The sequence below is a fragment of the Streptomyces sp. CRN 30 genome (assembly GCF_034105845.1).
On sequence record NZ_JAVRHI010000150.1, the window covers coordinates 1 to 21,942 of the forward strand.

Annotated in this window: 15 protein-coding genes, 1 rRNA gene and 1 pseudogene; 10 read left to right on the forward strand and 7 right to left on the reverse strand. The window is 72.9% G+C overall.

The window, feature by feature from the left end:
* Positions 1–2,914 (forward strand): annotated as a pseudogene (locus UW392_RS14130) (hypothetical protein); the annotation flags it as partial.
* A 7-nt stretch (positions 2,915–2,921) separates the two neighbouring features.
* On the opposite strand, the gene solA reads toward UW392_RS14130, so the two are convergent.
* Positions 2,922–4,079, reverse strand: a complete 1,158-nt coding sequence (gene solA / locus UW392_RS14135; RefSeq protein WP_320775312.1) for an N-methyl-L-tryptophan oxidase — start codon at positions 4,077–4,079, stop codon at positions 2,922–2,924.
* 140 nt (positions 4,080–4,219) lie between these two features.
* Positions 4,220–4,726: a hypothetical protein gene (locus UW392_RS14140; RefSeq protein WP_320775313.1), complete on the reverse strand. Its 507-nt coding sequence runs from the start codon at positions 4,724–4,726 to the stop codon at positions 4,220–4,222.
* Positions 4,727–5,144: 418 nt separating this feature from the next.
* Between UW392_RS14140 and UW392_RS14145 the strand changes: the two genes are divergently transcribed.
* The 4 genes from UW392_RS14145 to UW392_RS14160 all read left to right on the forward strand — a co-directional run bounded on the left by UW392_RS14145 (position 5,145) and on the right by UW392_RS14160 (position 9,422).
* Entirely contained in the window at positions 5,145–7,919 is a 2,775-nt protein-coding gene (locus UW392_RS14145; RefSeq protein ID WP_320775314.1) for a nitrate- and nitrite sensing domain-containing protein, read from the forward strand.
* Positions 7,916–8,350, forward strand: coding sequence for a roadblock/LC7 domain-containing protein (locus UW392_RS14150; RefSeq protein ID WP_320775315.1), 435 nt, complete (start codon positions 7,916–7,918; stop codon positions 8,348–8,350). The genes UW392_RS14145 and UW392_RS14150 overlap by 4 nt, the downstream gene beginning before the upstream one ends.
* Positions 8,351–8,359: 9 nt before the next feature.
* Positions 8,360–8,755, forward strand: coding sequence for a DUF742 domain-containing protein (locus tag UW392_RS14155; RefSeq protein WP_320775316.1), 396 nt, complete (start codon positions 8,360–8,362; stop codon positions 8,753–8,755).
* Between the two features lie 61 nt (positions 8,756–8,816).
* A complete protein-coding gene (locus tag UW392_RS14160) occupies positions 8,817–9,422 on the forward strand; it encodes a GTP-binding protein (protein WP_320775317.1) in 606 nt (201 codons plus the stop codon).
* Between the two features lie 24 nt (positions 9,423–9,446).
* Here UW392_RS14160 and glpK read toward each other — a convergent pair whose 3' ends face one another.
* Entirely contained in the window at positions 9,447–10,967 is a 1,521-nt protein-coding gene (gene glpK, locus UW392_RS14165) for a glycerol kinase GlpK (protein WP_320775318.1), read from the reverse strand.
* A gap of 61 nt (positions 10,968–11,028) precedes the next feature.
* Positions 11,029–11,778, reverse strand: coding sequence for an MIP/aquaporin family protein (locus UW392_RS14170; RefSeq protein ID WP_320775319.1), 750 nt, complete (start codon positions 11,776–11,778; stop codon positions 11,029–11,031).
* Between the two features lie 163 nt (positions 11,779–11,941).
* Here UW392_RS14170 and UW392_RS14175 point away from each other — a divergent pair, with 163 nt between their 5' ends.
* Positions 11,942–12,799: a M15 family metallopeptidase gene (locus UW392_RS14175; RefSeq protein ID WP_320775320.1), complete on the forward strand. Its 858-nt coding sequence runs from the start codon at positions 11,942–11,944 to the stop codon at positions 12,797–12,799.
* Positions 12,800–12,873: 74 nt separating this feature from the next.
* Positions 12,874–13,398, forward strand: a complete 525-nt coding sequence (locus tag UW392_RS14180) for an NUDIX domain-containing protein (protein WP_320775321.1) — start codon at positions 12,874–12,876, stop codon at positions 13,396–13,398.
* 39 nt (positions 13,399–13,437) lie between these two features.
* On the opposite strand, the gene UW392_RS14185 is transcribed toward UW392_RS14180, so the two are convergent.
* The gene (locus UW392_RS14185; protein ID WP_320775322.1) at positions 13,438–15,837 is read right to left on the reverse strand and encodes a glycoside hydrolase family 31 protein; all 2,400 of its coding nucleotides are present in this window, start codon (positions 15,835–15,837) and stop codon (positions 13,438–13,440) included.
* 213 nt (positions 15,838–16,050) lie between these two features.
* Between UW392_RS14185 and UW392_RS14190 the strand changes: the two genes are divergently transcribed.
* Entirely contained in the window at positions 16,051–18,027 is a 1,977-nt protein-coding gene (locus tag UW392_RS14190; RefSeq protein ID WP_320775323.1) for an acetoacetate--CoA ligase, read from the forward strand.
* Between the two features lie 67 nt (positions 18,028–18,094).
* Entirely contained in the window at positions 18,095–18,985 is an 891-nt protein-coding gene (locus UW392_RS14195; protein WP_320775324.1) for a hypothetical protein, read from the forward strand.
* Positions 18,986–19,045: 60 nt separating this feature from the next.
* Here UW392_RS14195 and ptsP read toward each other — a convergent pair whose 3' ends face one another.
* Together ptsP and UW392_RS14205 are read right to left on the reverse strand one after the other, a co-directional pair.
* Entirely contained in the window at positions 19,046–20,716 is a 1,671-nt protein-coding gene (gene ptsP, locus UW392_RS14200) for a phosphoenolpyruvate--protein phosphotransferase (RefSeq protein ID WP_320775325.1), read from the reverse strand.
* Between the two features lie 111 nt (positions 20,717–20,827).
* Positions 20,828–21,277 carry a PTS glucose transporter subunit IIA gene (locus UW392_RS14205; protein WP_320775326.1) on the reverse strand — a complete coding sequence of 150 codons (450 nt, stop codon included), beginning with the start codon at positions 21,275–21,277 and terminating at the stop codon, positions 20,828–20,830.
* 559 nt (positions 21,278–21,836) lie between these two features.
* Here UW392_RS14205 and UW392_RS14210 point away from each other — a divergent pair.
* Positions 21,837–21,942 (forward strand): 16S ribosomal RNA (locus UW392_RS14210); the annotation flags it as partial.

Consider the following 21,942-nt stretch of genomic DNA (forward strand, 5'->3'; position numbering starts at 1 on the left):
CGACGCGGCCACCGCCGCCCGGCACGCCCGCGACGCCGAGCACCGCACGGCCGGCTCCCTCGCGGCGGAGGAACGCCTCACCGAACTCCTCGGCCTGGAAGCCGGCACCCGCCCCGGCATCCCGCAGCCGCGCCGCGACGGCCAGGACCCCGCCACCGCCCACACCGCCACCGCCGCACCTGCCACCGACGCACCCAGCGGCGACAACGCCCTCACCCCCGAAGAACTCGACCGCTTCGCCGACGAACTGCGCGAACTCCTCGACGCCGGCGTCTCCTCCGCCGAACGCCAGCTGTTCGACCTGCGTACCGCCGCCGCCGACGACGCCCGCATCCTCGGTGCCCTCGGCGACGGCGGACTGCTGCCGCCCGGCCCGGACGTGCTGGCCACCGTCGAGTTCCTCGGCGAGCACGGCATCCCCGCCCTGCCCGGCTGGCGCTACCTCGCCCAGGCCGTCGACCCCGCCGACCACGCGCGGGTCCTCGCCGCCCGTCCCGAACTGGTCGACGGCGTGATCATCACCGACCCCGACTCGCACGCCCGCGCCCGCACCGCCCTCGGTGACGCCGCGCTGCTGCCGCGCTCCACGGTCGCCGTCGGCACCGCCGCCGCCCTCCTCGCTCCCGCCCCGGCCCCCGACGCCGGAGACGACGGCGTCTTCCTCGTACCGCCGAACCCCGCCATGCACGACGAGCACGCCGCCGACGAGGAGCGGCAGGCGCTGCGCGCGCGGGCGACCGAGCGCGACGAGGAGATCCGCGCGCTGGCCGCCCGGCTCGGCAAGGACCGCGAACTGGCCGCGCGGCTCGCCTCCTGGCGCACCGGCTGCCCGGCCGGCCGGCTCACCGAGCTGACCCGTGCCGCGGAGGAGGCCGCCGCCTTCGCCGAGGAGTGCGAGGCCGAACTGGCCGAGGCGCGCACCGCCCGCGCGGAGGCCGACGAGGTCGCCGCCGAGGCCATCCGGGTCCGCGACGAACGCCAGGAGGCCGCCCAGAAGGCCCGCCGCGCCGCCGACGCCCTCGCCGGACTCGCCTACCGGCTGCGCGAACGCGCCGGCTGGCAGGCCCGGCTGCGGGAACTGGCCGACGAGGGCGCCGAGGCCGAGGCCCGCGCCCAGGTCTGCCTGGAGCGGGCCCGCGCCGCCGACGAGGACCGGCGTGCCGCCCAGCGCGCCGCCGACGACGCCCGCCGCACCACCCGCGCGCTGCGCGCCGAGCGCGCCGAGATCGCCGGCGCCCCCGACGACGTACCGGAGGACGGCACCGAGGCGCCCACCGCGTCGCTGCCCGCGCTCCGCGAGGCGTACCGCGCCGCCTCCCAGGTGTACGAGAAGGTCGGTGTCGGCGCCGACCTGCGGGCCGAGCAGGCCCGCGCGGAGAGCGACGAGAGCGCCGCCCGCGCGGAACTGGACCGGCTCAGCAACAAGGTGCGCACCCGCGCGGAGACGCTGCTCCGGTCGCCCGACGGCTCCGACGGGCCGTCCCGGCAGGCCGCCGCCGCCCGCGCCGAGGAGCTGGTGCAGCTCCTGGAGACCCGCGTGTCCGCCGCCAGCGAGCAGCTCGGCCGGCTGCGCGGCGAGGCCGAGCGGCTCGCCCCCGAGGACGGCGACGCGCACACCGACCTCCCCGGGGAACTCGCCCCCCGGGACGCCGAACACGCCCAGGCCCTGCTCCGTACGGCCACCTCCGAACTGGCCGCCCGCACCGGGGCGCTGGACCGGGCCCGCGAGGCCCACGCCGAGCTGCTCCACGCCCACCGCGCCGCCGAGGACGCCGCCGGCGGCTTCGACGAGACCGCCGCCCTGCTGCGGGACCTGCTCCGCGACCAGGCAGCCGACGAGGAACGGGAGGACACCGAGGCGTACCCGGGCAGCCTGGAGGAGGCCCGGCAGTCCGCCGCCGAGACCCGCCGCTCGCTGCGCGGCTGCGCCGGCGACCTGTCCGCCGCCGAGGGCGCCGTGCGCGAGGCGAGCGACATCCTCGTCCGGCACGCCAACTCCACCCGCTACGAGCAGGTCCGCACCCCCGCGCGGCAGCAGATCCGCGAACTGCCCGCCGCCGCCCTGCCCGAACACGCCCAGAAGTGGGCCGACGCCTTCGCACCCCGGCTGCGTGTCCTAACCGACGAACTCGCCCAGCTGGAGCGCAACCGCGACTCGATCGTGGACCGGCTGCGCGGCCTCGTCGAATCGGCGCTCGCCACCCTCCGCTCCGCCCAGCGGCTCTCCCGGCTCCCCGAGGGCCTCGGCGAATGGTCGGGCCAGGAGTTCCTGCGCATCCGCTTCGAGGAGCCCGACCAGGCCACCCTCACCGAGCGGCTCGGCGAGGTCGTCGACGAGGCGACCCGGGCCGCCGTCAAGAAGAACTCCGACCTGCGCCGCGACGGCATGTCCCTGCTGCTGCGCGGTGTCGCCGCCGCCCTCCAGCCGCAGGGAGTGGCCGTCGAGATCCTCAAGCCCGACGCGGTACTGCGCGCCGAGCGCGTCCCCGTCGGCCAGATGGGAGACGTCTTCTCCGGCGGCCAGCTGCTCACCGCCGCCATCGCCCTGTACTGCACGATGGCCGCGCTGCGCAGCAACGACCGGGGCCGAGACCGGCACCGGCACGCCGGCACGCTCTTCCTCGACAACCCCATCGGCCGGGCCAACGCCACCTACCTGCTGGAGCTCCAGCGGGCCGTGTCCGACGCGCTCGGCGTGCAGCTCCTCTACACCACCGGACTGTTCGACACGACCGCGCTCGCCGAGTTCCCGTTGGTCATCCGGTTGCGCAACGACGCCGATCTGCGGGCCGGCCTCAAGTACATCAGCGTGGAGGAGCACTTGAGGCCGGGCCTGCCGCAACAGCCCGCGGACGACGGTGTGCGCAGCGAGATCACGGCGACCCGGATGTTCAAGCGCCCCGCGTCCGCCTGAGGGCCTCTCAGGCGGACGCGGCGGTGAACCGGGCCGGGTCGAACAGCCCGATGGGGTGGGCGGTCGACCCGGTCAGGGTCAGATCGGCGAGGATCTCCCCGACGACGGGCACGAACTTGAAGCCGTGCCCGGAGAACCCGCAGGCCACGGTCACCGACTCCGGGTGCGCCGGATGCGGGGCGATGACGAAGTGCTCGTCCGGGGTGGTGGAGTACATGCACGTCGCGGCCTTCAGGAAGGAACCCGGGAGGTCCGGCACGAGCCGGGCGACCTGATCGGCCATGGCCCGCACCTCCTCCTCGCGCACCGTCCGGTCGATGGTCTCCGGGGTGGTCGGCACCGACTCCTTGCGGAAGAAGGCGACCTTGGCGCCCCCGTCGGGGCCGTCGATCGCGGGGAAGCCGTAGACCTGCGTCCCGGCAGCGTCCTCCCAGATGTAGATCGGGTGCCGCTCGGGGAGGAAGGGACCGACCCCGCCGCCGGGCCGGAACCAGTACATGACCTGGCGTTCGACGGTGACGTCCACACCGATGTCGCTGAGCAGTCGCGGCGCCCACGCCCCCGGGCAGATCACCAGCCGGCCCGCGGTGTAGGTGTTCTCGGCGGTGTGCACGCGCACACCGTCCCGGTACGGCTCCCAGCGCGTCATCGGCTCCTCGAAGTGCAGGTCGGCACCGCGCCGGGTGGCGAGCTGCAGATGGGCGGCGACCGTGTTCTCGGGACGCAGCAGCCCCGCCTTCCGCTCGAACAGCGCGACCTCGTCGTCCCCGGGCGTCAACGTCGGAAAGCGACGGCGGATCTCCGCGGCGTCCAGCAGCTCGTGCGGCAGGTCCCACTCGCGGGCCGAGCGCAGCGAACCGGCGACCGGCCCCGACTCCGGGCGGCCGACCATCACCCCGCCGCAGAGCACGGCGATCTCCCGGCCGGTGGCCCGCTCCAGCTCCTCGTACAGCTCGTAGGCGCGCAGCAGCAGCGGCACGTACGCCGGGTCCTCGAAGTACGACTGCCGCGTGATCCGCGAACCGCCGTGGCTGGAGCCGCGCTGGTGCACCGGGCCGAACTTCTCCAGCCCGAGCACCCGGGCGCCGCGCGCGGAGAGGTGGTGGGCGGCGGCGCTGCCCATACCGCCGAGGCCGATGACGATGACGTCGTAGGTGGGGGACATACGGGGGCGCCTCCTGGCGGCGGACGAGGCCGGCTCCGGACCGGCCGACGATGCCACCGTACGAGGTGCCGGTCAGGGGGCCGACGAGGACCCTGTCGGACCCCCGGGCCCCGTTCCGCGTCCCCGGCGGTCACAGCACGTCACGGGTGCGACAGCTGCCCCGCACCGCTCCGGCGCCGTATCCGCTCCTGGGCCCGCTCGGCGGCGCGTGCCTGCCGCCGCGCGCGGCGTCGCTCGCGGCGCAGCGCCCGCGCGGTGCTGCTCGGCACCGAGACCACGCCGTGCCGCTGGTTGTAGACCTGGCGCGTCACCCAGACGTCCAGCACACCCCAGGTGGCCGCCACCGTGCTGGCCACACTGCTGAGCAGCATGGGGAAGGCCAGCCAGGACCCGGCCATCGTGCACAGGAAGGCGATCACCGCCTGGATCAGGGTCACGGAGACTATGAGCACCGCGCGGACGGCCGCCGTCCGCACGGGGTCCGGCAACCGGCGCCGCCGGGCCGGCTCCTCCACCCACAACGGCCGGTAGGCGGACGGCTCCCGCCCCGCCGCACGCCCGTCCGGCACATCGCGCCCTGCGCTTCCCGTACCCGGCCGGGCCGCCCCGCCACTCCCCGGCGCCTCGCGTCGCTCCACCGTGCTCATCAACGTGTCACTCCCCACCGCCAGCAGACCGCTCGCCCGTCCTGATGAAGACCCGGTTCCCCTGTGGCTGCCCGGCTTGCGCTGTTCTACGCCGCGCGGACGCGGCACGCGGCTCCTGTGGCCGATTCCGTCCCCATCTCCCATGGACCATGACGAACGGCGCCCTCCCAAGATTCCCGGCAGACGCAGAAATCCGGCCAGCCCCCTCTTGCGCGCCGGCAGCCACGACCCAGCATCCACCGCCCCGAGGAGGGAGGCAATCTCCCGTAATGGCCGGACAACTGGTGATCTCTCGGCGTGGGTACGGAAGTTCAGGTTCCGGACCGGTCTTCGAACCGGCACCTCGTCAGTAGTAGGCTCGCGCCGTTTGTTGACGTACATCGGCACCCCGTGCGGTGGGGCCGAACTGGGGGAGGCCATGCGCTTTCGCGGGAAGTCGATCCGCCGGAAGATCGTGGCGCTGCTTCTCGTGCCGCTGGTGTCCCTGACCGCGATCTGGGCGTTCGCCACCGTGCTCACCGGCCGGGAGGCCGGACGGCTGTTCACCGTGTCGACCCTGGTCGAGAAGATCGGCTACCCCGTCGAGGACACCGTCCGCGTTCTGCAACAGGAACGCCGCCAGACCCTCGTCTACCTCGCCGACCCGCGCGCCTCCAACGCCCTGCCCACCCTCCGGCGCAGCCGCGCCCTCACCGACGAGGCGATCGCCGACGTCCGCCGCCACGCCGCCGACCCCGATGTCCGGGACGCGCTGAGCCAGGGCGAGGACGAACGGCTGACCGCCGCGCTGGACGCCCTCGACGGCATCTCCGCGCTCCGCGGCAGCGTCGAGGACGGCACCCTGAACCGCTCCCAGGCCCTCGGCCTCTACGACCGTCTGGTCGACCCCTGCCACACGCTGCTCACCGACCTCAACGTCGTCGACAACGTGACGCTGGACAAGCAGTACCGCGCCCTCGTCAACCTCTCACGCGCGCGTGAGCTGCTCTCCCGGGAGGACGCCCTCCTCGGCTCCGCCCTGGTCACCGGCGAACTCTCCGACGGCGAGGTCCGGGAGGTCTCCGACCTCGTGGCCCAGCGCACGCTGCTCTACGACGTCAGCCTCCCGCTGCTGCCCGCCGCCGAACGCGACCGCTACGAGAGCTTCTGGAAGAACGCCGCCTCCGCGCCGCTGCGCACGGCCGAGGAGGCGACCGTCTCCTCCTCGGACGGCACGCCCGGCGGGGTCACCGCCAAGAGCTGGGACAGCGCGGCCGGCGCCGTCCTCGACGAACTCGGCACCCTCGGCGACGAGGCCGCCGAGCGCTACCAGGACCGCGTCCAGCCGGTCGCCATGGCCGTCATCGTCAAGGCCGTCGTCGCCGGCGCCCTCGGCTTGCTCGCCGTACTGTTCTCCCTCTTCCTGTCGGTCCGGGTCGGCCGCACCCTCATCCGCGACCTGAAGAAGCTCCGCGCGGAGGCCCACGAGGCGTCCGACGTGCGCCTGCCCAGCGTGATGCGCCGCCTCTCCGCGGGCGAGCAGGTCGACGTCGAGACCGAGGCCCCGCGCCTGGAGTACGACAGGAACGAGATCGGCGAGGTCGGCCAGGCCCTCAACACCCTCCAGCGGGCCGCCGTCGAGGCCGCCGTCAAACAGGCCGAACTCCGCTCCGGCGTCTCCGAGGTCTTCGTCAACCTCGCCCGCCGCAGCCAGGTCCTGCTGCACAAGCAGCTCACCCTGCTCGACACCATGGAGCGCCGCACCGAGGACACCGAGGAACTCGCCGACCTGTTCCGTCTGGACCACCTGACCACTCGCATGCGCCGGCACGCGGAGGGCCTGGTGATCCTCTCCGGTGCCGCCCCCTCCCGGCAGTGGCGCAAGCCCGTCCAGCTCATGGACGTCGTACGGGCCGCCGTCGCCGAGGTCGAGGACTACGAGCGCATCGAGGTCCGCCGGCTGCCCCGGATCGCCGTCACCGGCTCCGCGGTCGCCGACCTCACCCACCTGGTCGCCGAGTTCCTGGAGAACGCCACAGTGTTCTCCCCGCCGCACACCGCTGTGCAGGTCCTCGGCGAGCGCGTCGCCAACGGCTTCACCCTGGAGATCCACGACCGCGGTCTCGGCATGGCCGCCGACGCCCTGCTCGACGCCAACCTGCGGCTCGCCGAGACACCCGAGTTCGAACTCTCCGACACCGACCGGCTCGGCCTGTTCGTCGTCAGCCGGCTCGCCCAGCGCCAGAACGTCCGCGTCTCGCTCCAGCCCTCGCCGTACGGCGGCATCACCGCGGTCGTCTTCCTGCCGGACGCGCTGCTGACGGACGACGTCCCGGACACCGAAGGCACCGGCTTCCGCCTCGACCGTCCCGACCGGGCCGACCGCTCCCGGGGCGCCCGGAGCGTCGGCCACGACGACAGCCGCCGCTCCGCGCTCGCCCAGGTCCCCGTACGGCTGCCCGGCGGCTCCTCCCCGCTGATCGACGGCCCGGTCGAACTGGAGGCGCCCGTCGGCCTCGACGCCCTCGGCCACCCGCGTCCCGGCTCCCCGGAGCAGGACGGCGAGGACGGCGCTCCGTTCCGTCCGCACCGCACCCGCGGCGCCGCGGCGGCGGGCGCGCGGGCCGAACCGCCGGCCCGGCACGACCGCCGCCGGCGCGACGAGCCCGACCCGCGGGACGGCCCCGGCCGGCACGAGCCCGACGAGGCGCCCGGCGAACCGCTCCCGCTGCCCCGCCGCCGCACCCCGAAGCTGGTCAGCTCGCACGGCCGCCCGGTCCCCGAACGGCCCCGGCGGTCCCGGACGGACGACACCGACGAGGACCACGACACGCTCCCCGTGCTGCCGTCCCGACGTCGCACCGGCAAGCGGGACGAGAAGGACACGTCACCGGCCTCAGGAACTGCCGGTGCCGCCGAGACGTCTGAGGAAGCGGAGGCGACGGGCGGCGGTTCCCTCCCGCTGCCCCGGCGGGTCCGCCAGGCCAACCTCGCTCCCCAGCTGAGACAGGGACCCGAGCGGCCCACCGGGGACGGCCCCGGCCCCGACGACCGGGACGCCGAGGAAGTACGCAGCCGTATGGCCTCACTCCAGCGCGGCTGGCAACGGGGCCGCCGGGAGAACGCCGCCGAGGAGACCGAGACCGACACAGCAGCACAGGCACCACACGCACCACACGCACCACAACGAACGAACAAGGGGGACGGTCGATGACCGCACCGAAGGCGACCGGCCACAGCACCACCCAGGCCAGGGAACTCAACTGGCTCCTCGACGACCTGGTCGACCGCGTCGCGAGCATCCGCAAGGCCCTCGTCCTCTCCGGCGACGGCCTGGCCACGGGCGCCTCGCAGGACCTCACCCAGGAGGACAGCGAGCACCTCGCCGCCGTCGCCTCGGGCTTCCACAGCCTCGCCAAGGGCGTGGGACGCCACTTCGAGGCGGGCAGCGTCCGGCAGACGGTCGTCGAACTCGACGACGCCTTCCTCTTCGTCACGGCGGCCGGTGACGGCAGCTGCCTCGCCGTCCTGTCCGACGCGGACTCCGACGTCGGACAGGTCGCCTACGAGATGACCCTCCTCGTCAAGCGGGTCGGCGCCCACCTGGGCACCGCGCCGCGTACCGGACTGCCCTCGGGCGGGTAGTGGAGTGACATGAGCGCAGACGGTCAGGGAAGACACCACTGGTTCGACGACGAGGCCGGACCGGTCGTCCGTCCGTACGCCATGACCCGGGGCCGCACCTCCAGTGCGGGCCAGCACCGTCTCGACCTGATCGCGGTGGTGGTCGCGGAGGACCGGGCGGACGATCCCGAGGAGGACGCCTCGCTGTCGCCGGAGCACGTCGACATCGTCGGCCTGTGCCGGGACGAACCCCAGTCGGTCGCCGAACTCGCCGCCGGCCTCGATCTGCCGATCGGCGTCGTACGGGTGCTCATAGGGGACCTGGTGGACGCCGCCCTGGTGCACGTGAACCGGCCCGTACCCCCGGCCGAACTGCCGGACGAAAGCATTCTGCGCGACGTGATCAGCGGCCTCCGGGCCCTGTGAGCGCCGTGACCCCCACACCCCCTACCGCGGCCGACACCGCAGCAAGCTGGAGAAGAGACCGATGATCTTCGGGCGTTCCGAGCGTGGCAGGCCCCCGGTCGAACCCGTCACGCTGAAGATCCTCGTGGCCGGTGGTTTCGGCGTGGGCAAGACCACCCTCGTCGGCGCGGTCAGCGAGATCAGACCCTTACGCACCGAGGAACTGCTCACCGAGGCCGGGCGGCCGGTCGACGACCTCAGCGGCGTGGAGACCAAGCACACCACCACCGTGGCCATGGACTTCGGCCGCATCACGCTCCGCGAGGGCCTGACGCTGTACCTCTTCGGCACGCCCGGCCAGGAGCGGTTCTGGTTCATGTGGGACGAGCTGTCCGAGGGCGCGCTCGGCGCCGTGGTGCTCGCCGACACCCGCCGCCTGGAGGACTGCTTCGCCGCCATCGACTACTTCGAACGGCGTGCCATTCCGTTCGTCGTCGGCGTCAACTGCTTCGAGGGCTCCGCGCGGTACCCGGTCGAAACCGTCCGCAAGGCCCTCGACCTCGACGAGGACGTCCCGATGACGATGTGCGACGCCCGGGACCGGGAGTCGGTGAAGGAGGTCCTCGTCGGCGTCGTCCAGCACGCGATGGCCCACACGGCGGACCGCCGCGGGGCCGTCGCCACCTGAGAGACGTGAGGGACGGGGGAGGCCCTACCCCTCGTCCTCCTCCTCCCACCCGAAGCTCTTCTCCACGGCCCGGCGCCAGTTGCGGTACTCGCGGTCCCGCACCGACGCCTCCATCGCCGGCACCCACTCGGCGTCCTTCTGCCAGTGGGCCTTGAGTTCGTCCAGGTCGTTCCAGACGCCCGTGGCCAGCCCCGCCGCGTACGCCGCGCCCAGACACGTCGTCTCCGCGACCTTCGGCCGGATCACCGGCACTCCGAGTACGTCCGCCTGGTGCTGCATCAGCAGCCCGTTGCCGGTCATGCCGCCGTCGACCTTCAGGGCCGTGATCTGCACCCCGGAGTCCTGGAACATGGCGTCCACGACCTCGCGCGTCTGCCAGCTGGTCGCCTCCAGCACGGCGCGCGCGAGGTGCGCCTTCGTCACGTACCGGGTGAGCCCGGTGACGACCCCGCGCGCGTCGGAGCGCCAGTACGGGGCGAACAGACCGGAGAACGCGGGCACGATGTACGCCCCGCCGTTGTCCTCGACGCTCGCCGCCAGCGACTCGATCTCCTCGGCGCCGCGGATGATGCCGAGCTGGTCGCGGAACCACTGCACCAGCGCGCCCGTGATGGCGATGGACCCCTCCAGGCAGTAGACCGGCGCCTCGTCGCCGATCTTGTAGCCCATCGTCGTCAGCAGTCCGCTCTTGGACGGCACCGGCCGGTTCCCCGTGTTGAGCAGCAGGAAACTGCCCGTGCCGTACGTGTTCTTCGCCGTACCGACGTCGTAGCAGGCCTGCCCGAACACGGCCGCCTGCTGGTCGCCCAGCGCGGAGGCCACGGGCACCCCCGACAGCTGGCCGACGGCGGTGCCGTAGACCTCCGCGGACGACCGGATCTCCGGCAGCACCGCCTCGGGGACACCCATCGCGGAAAGAATGGCGGAATCCCACTGCAAGGACTCCAGGTCCATGAGCATGGTGCGGCCGGCGTTGGTCACGTCCGTGACGTGCCGGCCACCGTCCGTGCCACCGGTGAGGTTCCAGATCAGCCACGAGTCGACGGTGCCGAAGGCGATCTCGCCACGCTCGGCGCGGTCCCTGAGGCCGGGCACGTTCTCCAGCAGCCAGGCCGCCTTGGGCCCCGAGAAGTAACTCGCCAGCGGCAGCCCGGTCCGCTCGCGGAAACGGTCCTGCCCGTCCGCGCCGCCCAGCTGACGGCAGAGCGCGGACGTACGGGTGTCCTGCCACACGATCGCGTTGTGCACCGGTTTGCCGGTCGCCCGGTCCCACAGCACGGTCGTCTCACGCTGGTTGGTGATGCCGAGCGCGCTGAGATCACCGGCCCGCAGACCGGCCTTGGCGAGCGCACCGGCCACCACCGCCTGCACCTTGGACCAGATCTCGGTGGCGTCGTGCTCCACCCAGCCCGGCTTGGGGAAGATCTGGCGGTGTTCGCGCTGGTCGACGGCGACGATCGCGCCGTTCTGGTCGAAGATGATGCAGCGGCTCGACGTGGTGCCCTGGTCGATCGCGGCGACGTACTTCGCGGAGTGGTCCGTCATGGCTGTCCCTTGGGCTGGGGTCGTCGGAAGGCGAAAGGACCGCAGGAGGCGGAACGGCGGCTCAGAACGCCGCGTTGTACAGCAGTCCCGCGAGTGCCCCGCCGATCAGCGGGCCGGCGACCGGGATCCACGCGTAACCCCAGTCGGACGTGCCCTTGTTCGGGATCGGCAGGAAGGTGTGCACGATGCGCGGGCCGAGGTCGCGCGCCGGGTTGATCGCGTACCCGGTCGGCCCGCCGAGGGAGAGGCCGATGCCCACGACCAGCAGGGCGACGATCAGGACGAGGGTCCCCGACTCGCCGAGCCCCTCGGTCAGCCCGAAGGCGAGGATCGGCAGGACGAGCCCGATGGTCGCGATGATCTCGGTGAGCAGGTTGGCGACCGGGCTGCGGATCTCCGGGATCGTCGAGAAGATACCGAGCGTCGGAACCGGCTCGTCCGCCGTTCCCTCGGTGGTCCCGGTCTCCCGGACATTGGCCTGGAACTGCGCGAAGTACGCGAGATAGCAGAGCGCGGCGCCGATCAGGGCGCCGGCCATCTGCCCCAGCACGTAGACCCAGACCTTGTCCCACTTCCCGGTGTCGACCGCGATCCCGAGGGTGACGGCCGGGTTGAGATGGCCGCCGGACAGCGGAGCGGCGGTGTACGCCCCGGCCAGCACGCCGAAACCCCAGCCGAACGCGATCACCACCCACCCGGAGGCCCGCGCCTTGCTGTACCTCAGCGTGACCGCGGCGCAGACACCGGCGCCGAACAGGATGAGGATCGCCGTACCGATGACCTCGCCGACAAAAATGTCTCCGTTGCTCATGGTGGCTCCTAGACCCACGTGCGGGGTGCGTTCCCATGGCGGCGCAGCCGAGTGTCGACCGGCTCCCAGGGGCCGTCAAGGACGCCAACGGCAACGGTTGGAACCCCCGGATCGCATACGAACGCTTCCCCTGCGGAACCCCTCCCCGATACATGTAGGAGCCATGACACGACTGAGGCTTCCGTTCCGCACCCCGACGCCCGCACCGCGCCGACGCAAGGCCCCGGTACGCGGCCTCGTCACCGCCCTCGCCGCGCTGCTCGCCGCCACCGCCCTGCCCACCACCGCCACCGCACGCGCGCGTACCGAACCGGTGGCACCGGCGGACTTCGTCGCCCTGCGGACCGTCGCCCCGACGATCCTCGAAGACATCCGCTACGCCACCGCGCACAACTTCGTGGGCGAACGCGTCGACGGCTACCGGCAGCCCCTGTGCATCCTGACCCGCCCCGCCGCCGAGGCCCTCGCCACCGCCCAGAACCGGCTGCTGCGCCAGGGCTACACCCTCAAGGTGTACGACTGCTACCGCCCCCAGCGCGCCGTCGACCACTTCGTCCGCTGGGCCGAGGACCTCGACGACCAGGCGATGAAAACGGAGTTCTACCCGGCCGTCGACAAGACCCGGCTGTTCGCCGACGGTTACATCGCGGAGAAATCCGGCCACAGCCGCGGCTCCACCGTCGACCTCACCGTCGTGAAACTCCCGGCCCGCCCCACCCGCCCGTACCACCCGGGCCAGACCCTGGTGCCCTGCACCGCGCCGCAGGCCGAGCGCTTCCCCGACAACTCCGTCGACATGGGCACCGGCTACGACTGCTTCGACACCCTCTCCCACACCGCCGACCCCCGCGTCCAGGGCACCCAGCGCGCCAACCGGCTGCTGCTCAAGGACACCCTGGACAAGCTCGGCTTCGTCAACCTCGCCGAGGAGTGGTGGCACTACACCTTCGAACCCGAGAGCCACCCGGACACCTACTTCGACTTCCCGGTCTCCGCGCGGTCGCTCACCGGCCGCCACTGAGCACGTCCACGACCACCCGCACGGGACACCTCAGCCGGAAGACGCCCCTCCCACGATCGGCTACAGTCCGCCGCGTGTCCGAAACCCCCAGCACCGCGCCGGGCTCCCACTGTTCGAGCTGTGGGACGCCCTACGGAGCGGGCGTCTCCGGCTGGCCCCGCACCTGCCCCGCCTGCGGTACCACGGCCTACCGAAACCCGCTGCCGGTGGCGGTCGCCCTCCAGCCCGTCCACGACCCGCGCGGCACCGCCCTCGTCGTCATCACCCGCACCGTGACCCCCGCGCGCGGCGGCGTCGCCCTGCCCGGCGGCTACATCGACGACGGCGAGGACTGGCGGCACGCCGTGGTCCGCGAACTCGCCGAGGAGACCGGCATCGACGCCCCGAGCCGCGACGTACGCCTCGCGGACGCCCTGAGCGCACCCGACGGCCACCTCCTCCTCTTCGGCCTGCTGCCCGAACGGCCCGCCGAGGACCTCCCGCCGTCCACCCCCACCGAGGAGACCGACGGCTACCACCTCCTGCGCCGCCCGACGGAACTCGCGTTCCCCCTGCACACCGTCGCGGTCAAGGCATGGTTCGACGGCCGCTACGCCTGACCGGGCCCCCGCGCCGCCCACGGGCACGGGCCCGCCCGCTCACCCCTCCCCGGCCTCCGCCGCCAGCCCCCGCACCCTGACCCGGCAGCCCGGCTCCCGCGGGCCGTCACCGTCCTCCCGGTCCTCCCGCTCCACGACCACCCGCCGCCCCCGCAGACGCGCGGTGTACCGCTCGATCTCCGGCTCGTCCCAGCCGTCCCCCGCGTCCCACACGACCAGCCCACCCCCGGTCCGCCCCCGCGCGGGCGCCCACACCTCCAGCTCCGGCGCCCCGTCCGCACCGCGCACGGGAAGCACCGACCCCGCGCGGGCCAGCACCGGAATCCGCGACACGGGAGCATCGACGACCACCTGCCCCGGCCCCTCGTACGCCCGCTCCGTCACCGTGTCGTACCACCGCCCCGCCGGCAGCCGCACCACCCGCCGCTCCACCCCCGGCCCGAACACCGGCGCCACCAGCAGACAGTCCCCGAGCAGGAACGCGTCCTCACAGTCCCGCAACGCCCGGTCCTCCGGCGCCGACCACCACAGCGGCCGCGCATAGGGCGCCCCCGTCCGCCGCGCCAGGTGCGCCAGCGTCATGAAGTACGGCAGCAGCCGCTCCCGTTCGGCGAGCGCCACGCGCGCGTGCTCCAGCACCTCGTCCCCGAACTCCCACGGCTCCCCGCGCCCGGCCCGCGCACCCGCGTGCGTACCCGCGTGCGTACGGAACAGCGGCAGATACGCGCCGAGCTGGACCCACCGCAGATACAACTCAGGCGACGGACTCCCGCCGACGCCCCCCACGTCCGCCCCGGAGTACGGCACCCCGCACAGCCCAAGACCCAGCACCAGCGAGAGCGACGCCCGCAGCCCCGGCCAGCCCGTGGCCACGTCACCCGACCACGTACCGCCGTAGCGCTGCACACCGGCCCAGCCCGACCGCGAGAACACGAACGGCCGCTGCCCCGGCACCAGCCTCGACAGCCCCTCGTAGCCCGCCCGCGCCATGCACAACGCGTACACGTTGTGCGCCTCCCGGTGATCGCCGCCCCGCCCCTCCAGCGCGTGCCGCGCCGAACGCGGCAGCGTCGGCTCCCCGAACGCCGCCCACGACGTCGGCTCGTTCCCGTCGTGCCGGAACCCCGCGAACCCCTGCGCCAGCCGCTCCTCGTACAGCCCGCCCCACCACTCACGCACGCGCGCGTCCGTGAAATCGGGGAAGACCACGTCCCCCGGCCCCGCCACGCCCCGCACGACGTGGCCGGCGGCGTCCCGCACGAACACGTCACCGGCCGCACCGCTGTCGTACACCCGGTCCCCGGACGCCACCGCGACCGCCGGACCGACCGCCGACACCAGCCGGACACCGTCCCGGCGCAACTCCTCCGCCAACTGCGGCAGCTTCGGGAACCGCTCCTCGTCCACACCGAACACCCCCTCGCCCGCACGGTGGCCGACATCCAGGTGCAGCGCGTCCAGCGGCAGCTCCCGCTCCCGGTAACCGGCGACGACCCGCCGCACCTCCTGCTCGTCACCGAGACCCCACCGCGCGTGCTGGTGCCCGAGCGCCCACGCCGGCGGCAGCGCGGAAGCCCCGGTCAGCGCCGCCCAGGCCAGCAGCACGCGCGCGGGCGTCCCCACAGCCACCCAGCAGCGCAGCGGCCCCCCGTCCATCCGCAGCACACTCGTCCCCGGCCGGTCGTGCCCCGACCCGGCGCCCTCCGCGCCCTCCCGCAGCACCACCGTGCCGTCCCACGAACTGTCGTAGAACACCAGATGCGTCCCCGCGTCCCCCACCACCAACTGCACCGGCATCGTCAGGTACAGCGGATCGTCACCCGGACCGAACGCCCGCCCCGGATCGGTGTTCCACAACCGGTACCGCCCGTCCCGCAACCGGGGCCCCGACGCCCGCCCCCCGAGACCGAAGAACCGCGCGTCCGCCGCCACCTCCGAGCGCTGCATCCACCGCGCCCGCCCCCCGCCGTCCGGCTCCCACCACCGCGGCGGCAGATCCCGCCGCAGCGTCACCCCGCCCGGAGTCCGCACCTCGACCTCGCCCTGCCGCGACACGGCGACCGTCGCCCGCTCCGCCACCACCCGCCAGCCGCCGCCCTTGTCCGGCTCCAGAACCGCCCGCGGATCCGGCTCAGGACACCGCCCGGCCAACGCGTACGAGGGCTCGGGACCCGCCCCGTCCCAGCCCCAGAAGACCGCACCGTTCACCGCGACCACCACCCGCAGCTCCGAACGGTCGAACCGGATCACCCCGCCCCCGGGCCCCGGCTCCACCTCCCGCAGCACCCCCGGCACCCGCGCCCGCTCCACCCCGCGCGGCGGCAGCCCCACCGCGTCGGTACGCCGCCTGCGCCACGCCGCCCGCACGGTCCGCAACCCCTGCCCCGCCCCCACCGAACCGACCGCCTTCACCGAACGCACCAGGTCACGACCGTCCATGCTGCTCACCCTGCCACTGACCGCCCCACACCCGGGTGCCGTTCAACTTCCGTTCACCCGTGCCGAGAGCACATCCGCACGACCCGAACGGTGTGCGGCGCACCCTGGTGCAGAAGTCGATCACATGGCATCGTCCGTGTCAGCCGCGTACCGCCCCACACCCAGTCCACGCGCGCGGGACGCATCTGACGCGCACAGTCCGGGAGCCGCCCCATGACGACCGTGAACCCCCAGCCGCTCTGGCAGCCCGACCGGCAGCGCGTCGCCGCCGCCCGGATCACCGCGTTCCAGACCTGGGCGGCCGCACACCACGGCGCCCCCGCCGACGGCGGCTACCCCGCCCTGCACCGCTGGTCCGTCGAGCACCTCGACACCTTCTGGCAGGCCGTCACCGAGTGGTTCGACGTCCGCTTCACCACCCCCCACGCGCGCGTACTGGGCGACCGCACCATGCCCGGCGCCCAGTGGTTCCCCGGAGCCACCCTCAACTACGCCGAACACGCCCTGCGCGCGGCGCCCGACCGCGCCGACGAACCGGCCCTCCTGTACGTCGACGAGACCCACGAACCACAGCCCGTCACCTGGACCGAGCTGCGCCGCCAGGTCGGCTCCCTGGCCGCCGAACTCCGCACCCTCGGCGTACGCCCCGGCGACCGCGTCAGCGGCTACCTCCCCAACATCCCCCAGGCCGTCGTCGCCCTCCTCGCCACCGCGGCCGTCGGCGGTGTCTGGACCTCCTGCGCCCCCGACTTCGGCGCCCGCAGCGTCCTGGACCGCTTCCAGCAGGTCGAACCAGTCGTCCTTTTCACCGTCGACGGCTACCGCTACGGCGGCAAGCAGCACGACCGCCGCGACACCGTGGCCGAACTCCGCCGCGAGCTGCCCTCCCTCCGCGCGGTGGTCCACATCCCCCTGCTCGGCACCGAGGCCCCCGACGGCACCCTCGACTGGTCCGCCCTCACCTCGGCCGACACGGAGCCGGTCTTCGAGCCGGTGCCCTTCGACCACCCCCTGTGGGTGCTCTACTCCTCCGGCACCACCGGCCTGCCCAAGGCCATCGTCCAGTCCCAGGGCGGCATCCTCGTCGAGCACCTCAAACAGCTCGGCCTGCACTGCGACCTCGGCCCCGAGGACCGCTTCTTCTGGTACACCTCCACCGGCTGGATGATGTGGAACTTCCTCGTCTCCGGCCTCCTCACCGGCACCACGATCGTCCTCTACGACGGCAGCCCCGGGTACCCGGACACCGGCGCCCAGTGGACGATCGCCGAACGCACCGGCGCCACCCTCTTCGGCACCTCCGCCGCCTACGTCATGGCCTGCCGCAAGGCCGGCGTGCACCCCGCGCGCGACCACGACCTCGCCGCGATGCAGTGCGTCGCCACCACCGGCTCCCCGCTCCCGCCCGACGGCTTCCGCTGGCTGCACGACGAGTTCGCCGACGCCGGCCACGACCTGTGGATCGCCTCCGTCAGCGGCGGCACCGACGTCTGCTCCTGCTTCGCCGGAGCCGTCCCCACCCTCCCCGTCCACATCGGCGAACTCCAGGCCCCCGGCCTCGGCACCGACCTCCAGGCGTGGGACCCGGACGGCAACCCCCTCGTCGACGAGGTCGGCGAACTCGTCGTCACCAACCCCATGCCGTCCATGCCGATCCGCTTCTGGAACGACCCCGACGGCAGCCGCTACCGCGACAGCTACTTCGCCACCTACCCCGGCGTCTGGCGCCACGGCGACTGGATCACCCTCACCCCGCGCGGCTCCGTAGTCATCCACGGCCGCTCCGACTCCACCCTCAACCGGCAGGGCGTCCGCATGGGCTCCGCCGACATCTACGAAGCCGTCGAACGCCTCCCCGAGATCAAGGAATCCCTCGTCATCGGCGTCGAACAACCCGACGGCGGCTACTGGATGCCCCTCTTCGTCCACCTGGCACCGGGCGCCACCCTCGACGAAGTACTCCTCACCCGCATCAAACGCACCATCCGCGAACAGCTCTCCCCGCGCCACGTCCCCGACGAGGTCATCGAGGTCCCCGGCATCCCCCACACCCTCACCGGCAAGCGCATCGAGGTCCCCGTCAAACGCATCCTCCAGGGCACCCCCCTGGAAAAAGCCGCCAACCCCGGCTCCATCGACGACCTCGACCTCCTCCGCTTCTACGAGGACCTCGCCCGCAAGCGCTCCTGACCCACCCCGTTGTCAGACCCCCCGGTTACTGTGAGTGAGCATCGAAAGACTGCGCACAGGGGGACCCATGCCACAGACCGACCGCACCGTCCGACGCGTCCTGCGCCGCGAGATCGCCGGCACCATCGGCCTGCTCACCGACGAACACGACTTCGGCGCCATGCGCCGCTACCGCACCTTCGCCTTCCACGACCACCCCGCCTACCTGCGCCACGTCGAAGCGGTCCTGCGCACCCGCGCCGCACAGGGCGCCCACACCACGATCGCCCTCTTCGACCCCGAGGAGTACGCCGCCTACTGCCAGGAAGCCGGACTCGACCCGGACATCCCCTCCAGCCGCACCCGCTTCACCGCCGAACTCGCCGCGGGCGGCGTCACCGTCCCCTACGAGGGCCAGCCCCTGACCGAGGTCCTGCCCACCCTCGTCGACGAAGCTGTCCGACAGGCCACCTGGGAGTACGCCGCCACCCTCCTGGCCCGCCTCGGCCCCTGCGCCTCCTGCGGCCACGACCTCGGCCGCGCCGCCTTCCACCGCGCGTCGGCCCTCATCACCCGCATCCTGGACACCGCCCCCACCGGCCACCGCCACCTCGTGTGCAGCGTCTCGACCACACCCGAGCCCCTCCTCTCCGTCCTCCACGCGGACGACGACCCGGACGGCACCCCGCACCTCGACGAGAGTGAACTCCTGGAATTCACCAGCGTCCTCGCCCTGGGCCTCGCCACCCACAGCCCCGGCGGCCTCGTCATCCGCACCAGCGCCCCCACCACCCCCGACCGCGTCTACGGCTGGCGCCTGCACGGCTACGACCTCGTCCCCCTCACCGCCGGAGAGGTCTTCGACGCCTACTGCACCGACGCCCAGTCCGGCGACCTCATCTCCCCGGAGTCCAACGTCGACTACCGCGACCCACCCGACCTCGGCGACGAGGACACCACCCCCGGACACCGCCACTGAAACGCCGAGGGGCGCCCCACCTCACGGTGGAACGCCCCTCGGCACAGCGGGAACGGCCCGTCACTCCCCGGACAGCACCGCCTGCGCCGCCGCACGCGCCTCCTCGGCACTGTCCGCCGCCCGAGCGGCGGCGGCGGCGCGCTCGCACTGCGCCAGCGTGAACTTCGCCAGCATCGACCGCACATACGGAATCGACGCCGCACCCATGGAGAGCGAGGTGACCCCGAGACCGGTCAGCACACACGCGAGCAGCGGATCGGACGCCGCCTCACCGCAGACACCACAGCTCTTGCCCTCGGCCGCGGCCGCCTCGGCGGACAGCGCCACCAGGTCGAGCAGCGCGGGCTGCCAAGGGTCCTGCAACCGGGATACCGCACCCACCTGCCGGTCCGCGGCGAAGGTGTACTGCGCCAGGTCGTTCGTCCCCAGCGACAGGAACTCGACCTCCTGGAGCACCGCGCGGGCCCGCAGCGCCGCCGACGGGATCTCCACCATCGCGCCGGACTTCGCCCGCAGCCCGACCGCCCGGCACGCGTCCGCGAACGCCTTGGCGTCGGACCGGTCCGCGACCATCGGAGCCATGACCTCCAGATGGACCGGCAGCCCCTCGGCCGCCTTCGCCAGCGCCGTCAGCTGGGTGCGCAGCACCTCGGGATGGTCGAGCAGGGTCCGCAGCCCGCGCACGCCCAGCGCCGGGTTCGGCTCGTCGGCGGGGGTGAGGAACGCGAGCGGTTTGTCCGCGCCCGCGTCCAGCACCCGCACCACGACCCGGCCCTCGGGAAACGCCTCCAGCACCTGCCGGTAGGCCGCGACCTGCTTCTCCTCGGACGGCGCGTTCTCGTCGTCGTCGAGGAAGAGAAACTCCGTACGGAAAAGACCCACACCTTCCGCGCCGGCCTCGACAGCGGCAGCCACGTCCGCGGGCCCGCCGATGTTGGCCAGCAGCGGCACCTGGTGCCCGTCGGAGGTCGCGCCGGGACCCGTCGACGCGGCCAGCGCGGCCTTGCGCCCGGCGGCCTGCGCCTCCAGCCGCGCCCGTTCCTCGGCACTCGGCTCGACGAAGATCTCACCGCTGCTGCCGTCCACCGCGACCACGGTGCCCTCGGCCAGCTCACCGGCGCCCGGCAGCGCCACCACGGCGGGCACCCCCAGCGCCCGCGCCAGGATGGCGCTGTGACTGGTCGGCCCGCCCTCCTCGGTCACGAAGCCGAGGACGAGAGCGGGATCCAGCAGCGCCGTGTCGGCAGGCGCCAGATCCCGCGCGATCAGCACATACGGGGAGTCGCTGTCCGGCACTCCCGGCATCGGGACCCCGAGCAGCCGCGCGACGATACGGTTCCGCACGTCGTCGAGGTCGGCGACCCGCCCGGCGAGGTACTCACCGGCACTGGCCAGCAGCGCGCGGTACGCGGCGAAGGCGTCGTACACAGCGCGCTCGGCGCTGCTGCCGACGGCGACGCGCCGCTCCACGTCCGCCATCAGCTCGGGGTCCTGCGCCATCATGGCCTGCGCTTCGAGAACCGCCTGCGCCTCACCGCCGGCCAGGTTGCCGCGCGCCATCAGATCGGCGGCCACCGCCTCGACGGCCTTGCGGGCCCGCCCCTGCTCACGCTCGGCGTCCTCGGCCGGGATCTGCTTGGCCGGCGGCTCCAGCACCGCCGTGCCCATGTGCCGTACCTCGCCGATCGCCACGCCGTGACTGACGCCGACGCCTCGCAGCGTTGTCTCCATCTCACCCGTCTCCGATAGCGCGGCGGACTCCGCCGCCGCGGTGTTCATCCTCCCGGCGTCCGTCGTTCCGACGGCACCGGTCCCTCCCGCGAGAGAAGCGGCCACCGGCAGTCACTGCCAGAGGAAGAGCTCCTCGCCGACCGCGACCTCGCCGTCCTCACGGAGCCCCGAGAGGGATTCGGCCGTGGCCTCCAGCGCCACCACCGGGCAGACCGGCGACTTCCCGGCGGCCTCGACGGCCGACGGGTCCCAGCGCACGACCGCCTGGCCGAGCGTCACGGTGTCGCCCTTGTTCACGAGCAGTTCGAAGCCCTCACCGTTGAGCTGCACCGTGTCGATGCCGAGGTGGGTGAGGACCCCGTGCCCGCTCTCGTCGACCACGACGAACGCGTGCGGATGCAGGGAGACGATCACTCCGGCCACGGGTGCCACCGCCTCCGACGGCTCGCGCACGGGGTCGATCGCGGTACCCGGGCCGACCATGGCCCCGGAGAAGACCGGGTCGGGCACGGCGGCCAGTCCGATGGCGCGTCCTGCCATCGGCGACGTCACGGTGGTCATGGGAAGCCTCCCGGGAGTGGGGATGGAGTGGGCCGTCACCGGCTGTCCCGGACGGCACGTCGAGCAGCAGGGTATGTCATAGGAAGTACCGGTTCCGCATGAGTGCTCCCGGTAAGAGGTCTAGACCACACTGGTCATCGATTTGCACCCGTTCCACGGGCCCGTGTACTGTCGTTACTCCTGCTCGGGGATGAGCGGTGCGAACAAGCGCCCTCGACCGGCAGGATCCAACACTTCAGATCCTAACTTCGGATCCTCTTCTGCATGCCCGCAGGAGGGTGGTCAGAGGGGCCGGAAAACCCTGATAGTGTTGGAAACACCGAAGGGAAGCGCCCGGAGGAAAGCCTGAGAGAGTCTCTCGGGTAAGTACAAAGGAAGCGTCCGTTCCTTGAGAACTCAACAGCGTGCCAAAAGTCAACGCCAGATATGTTGATACCCCGTCCATCGCATCTGTGATGGTCGAGGTTCCTTTGAAGAAACACAGCGAGGACGCTGTGAACGACCGGATCATTCCTCCGGTTGTTCCGCTCTCGTGGTGTCACCGGATTACCGGTTCACATTCACGGAGAGTTTGATCCTGGCTCAGGACGAACGCTGGCGGCGTGCTTAACACATGCAAGTCGAACGATGAACCACTTCGGTGGGGATTAGTGGCGAACGGGTGA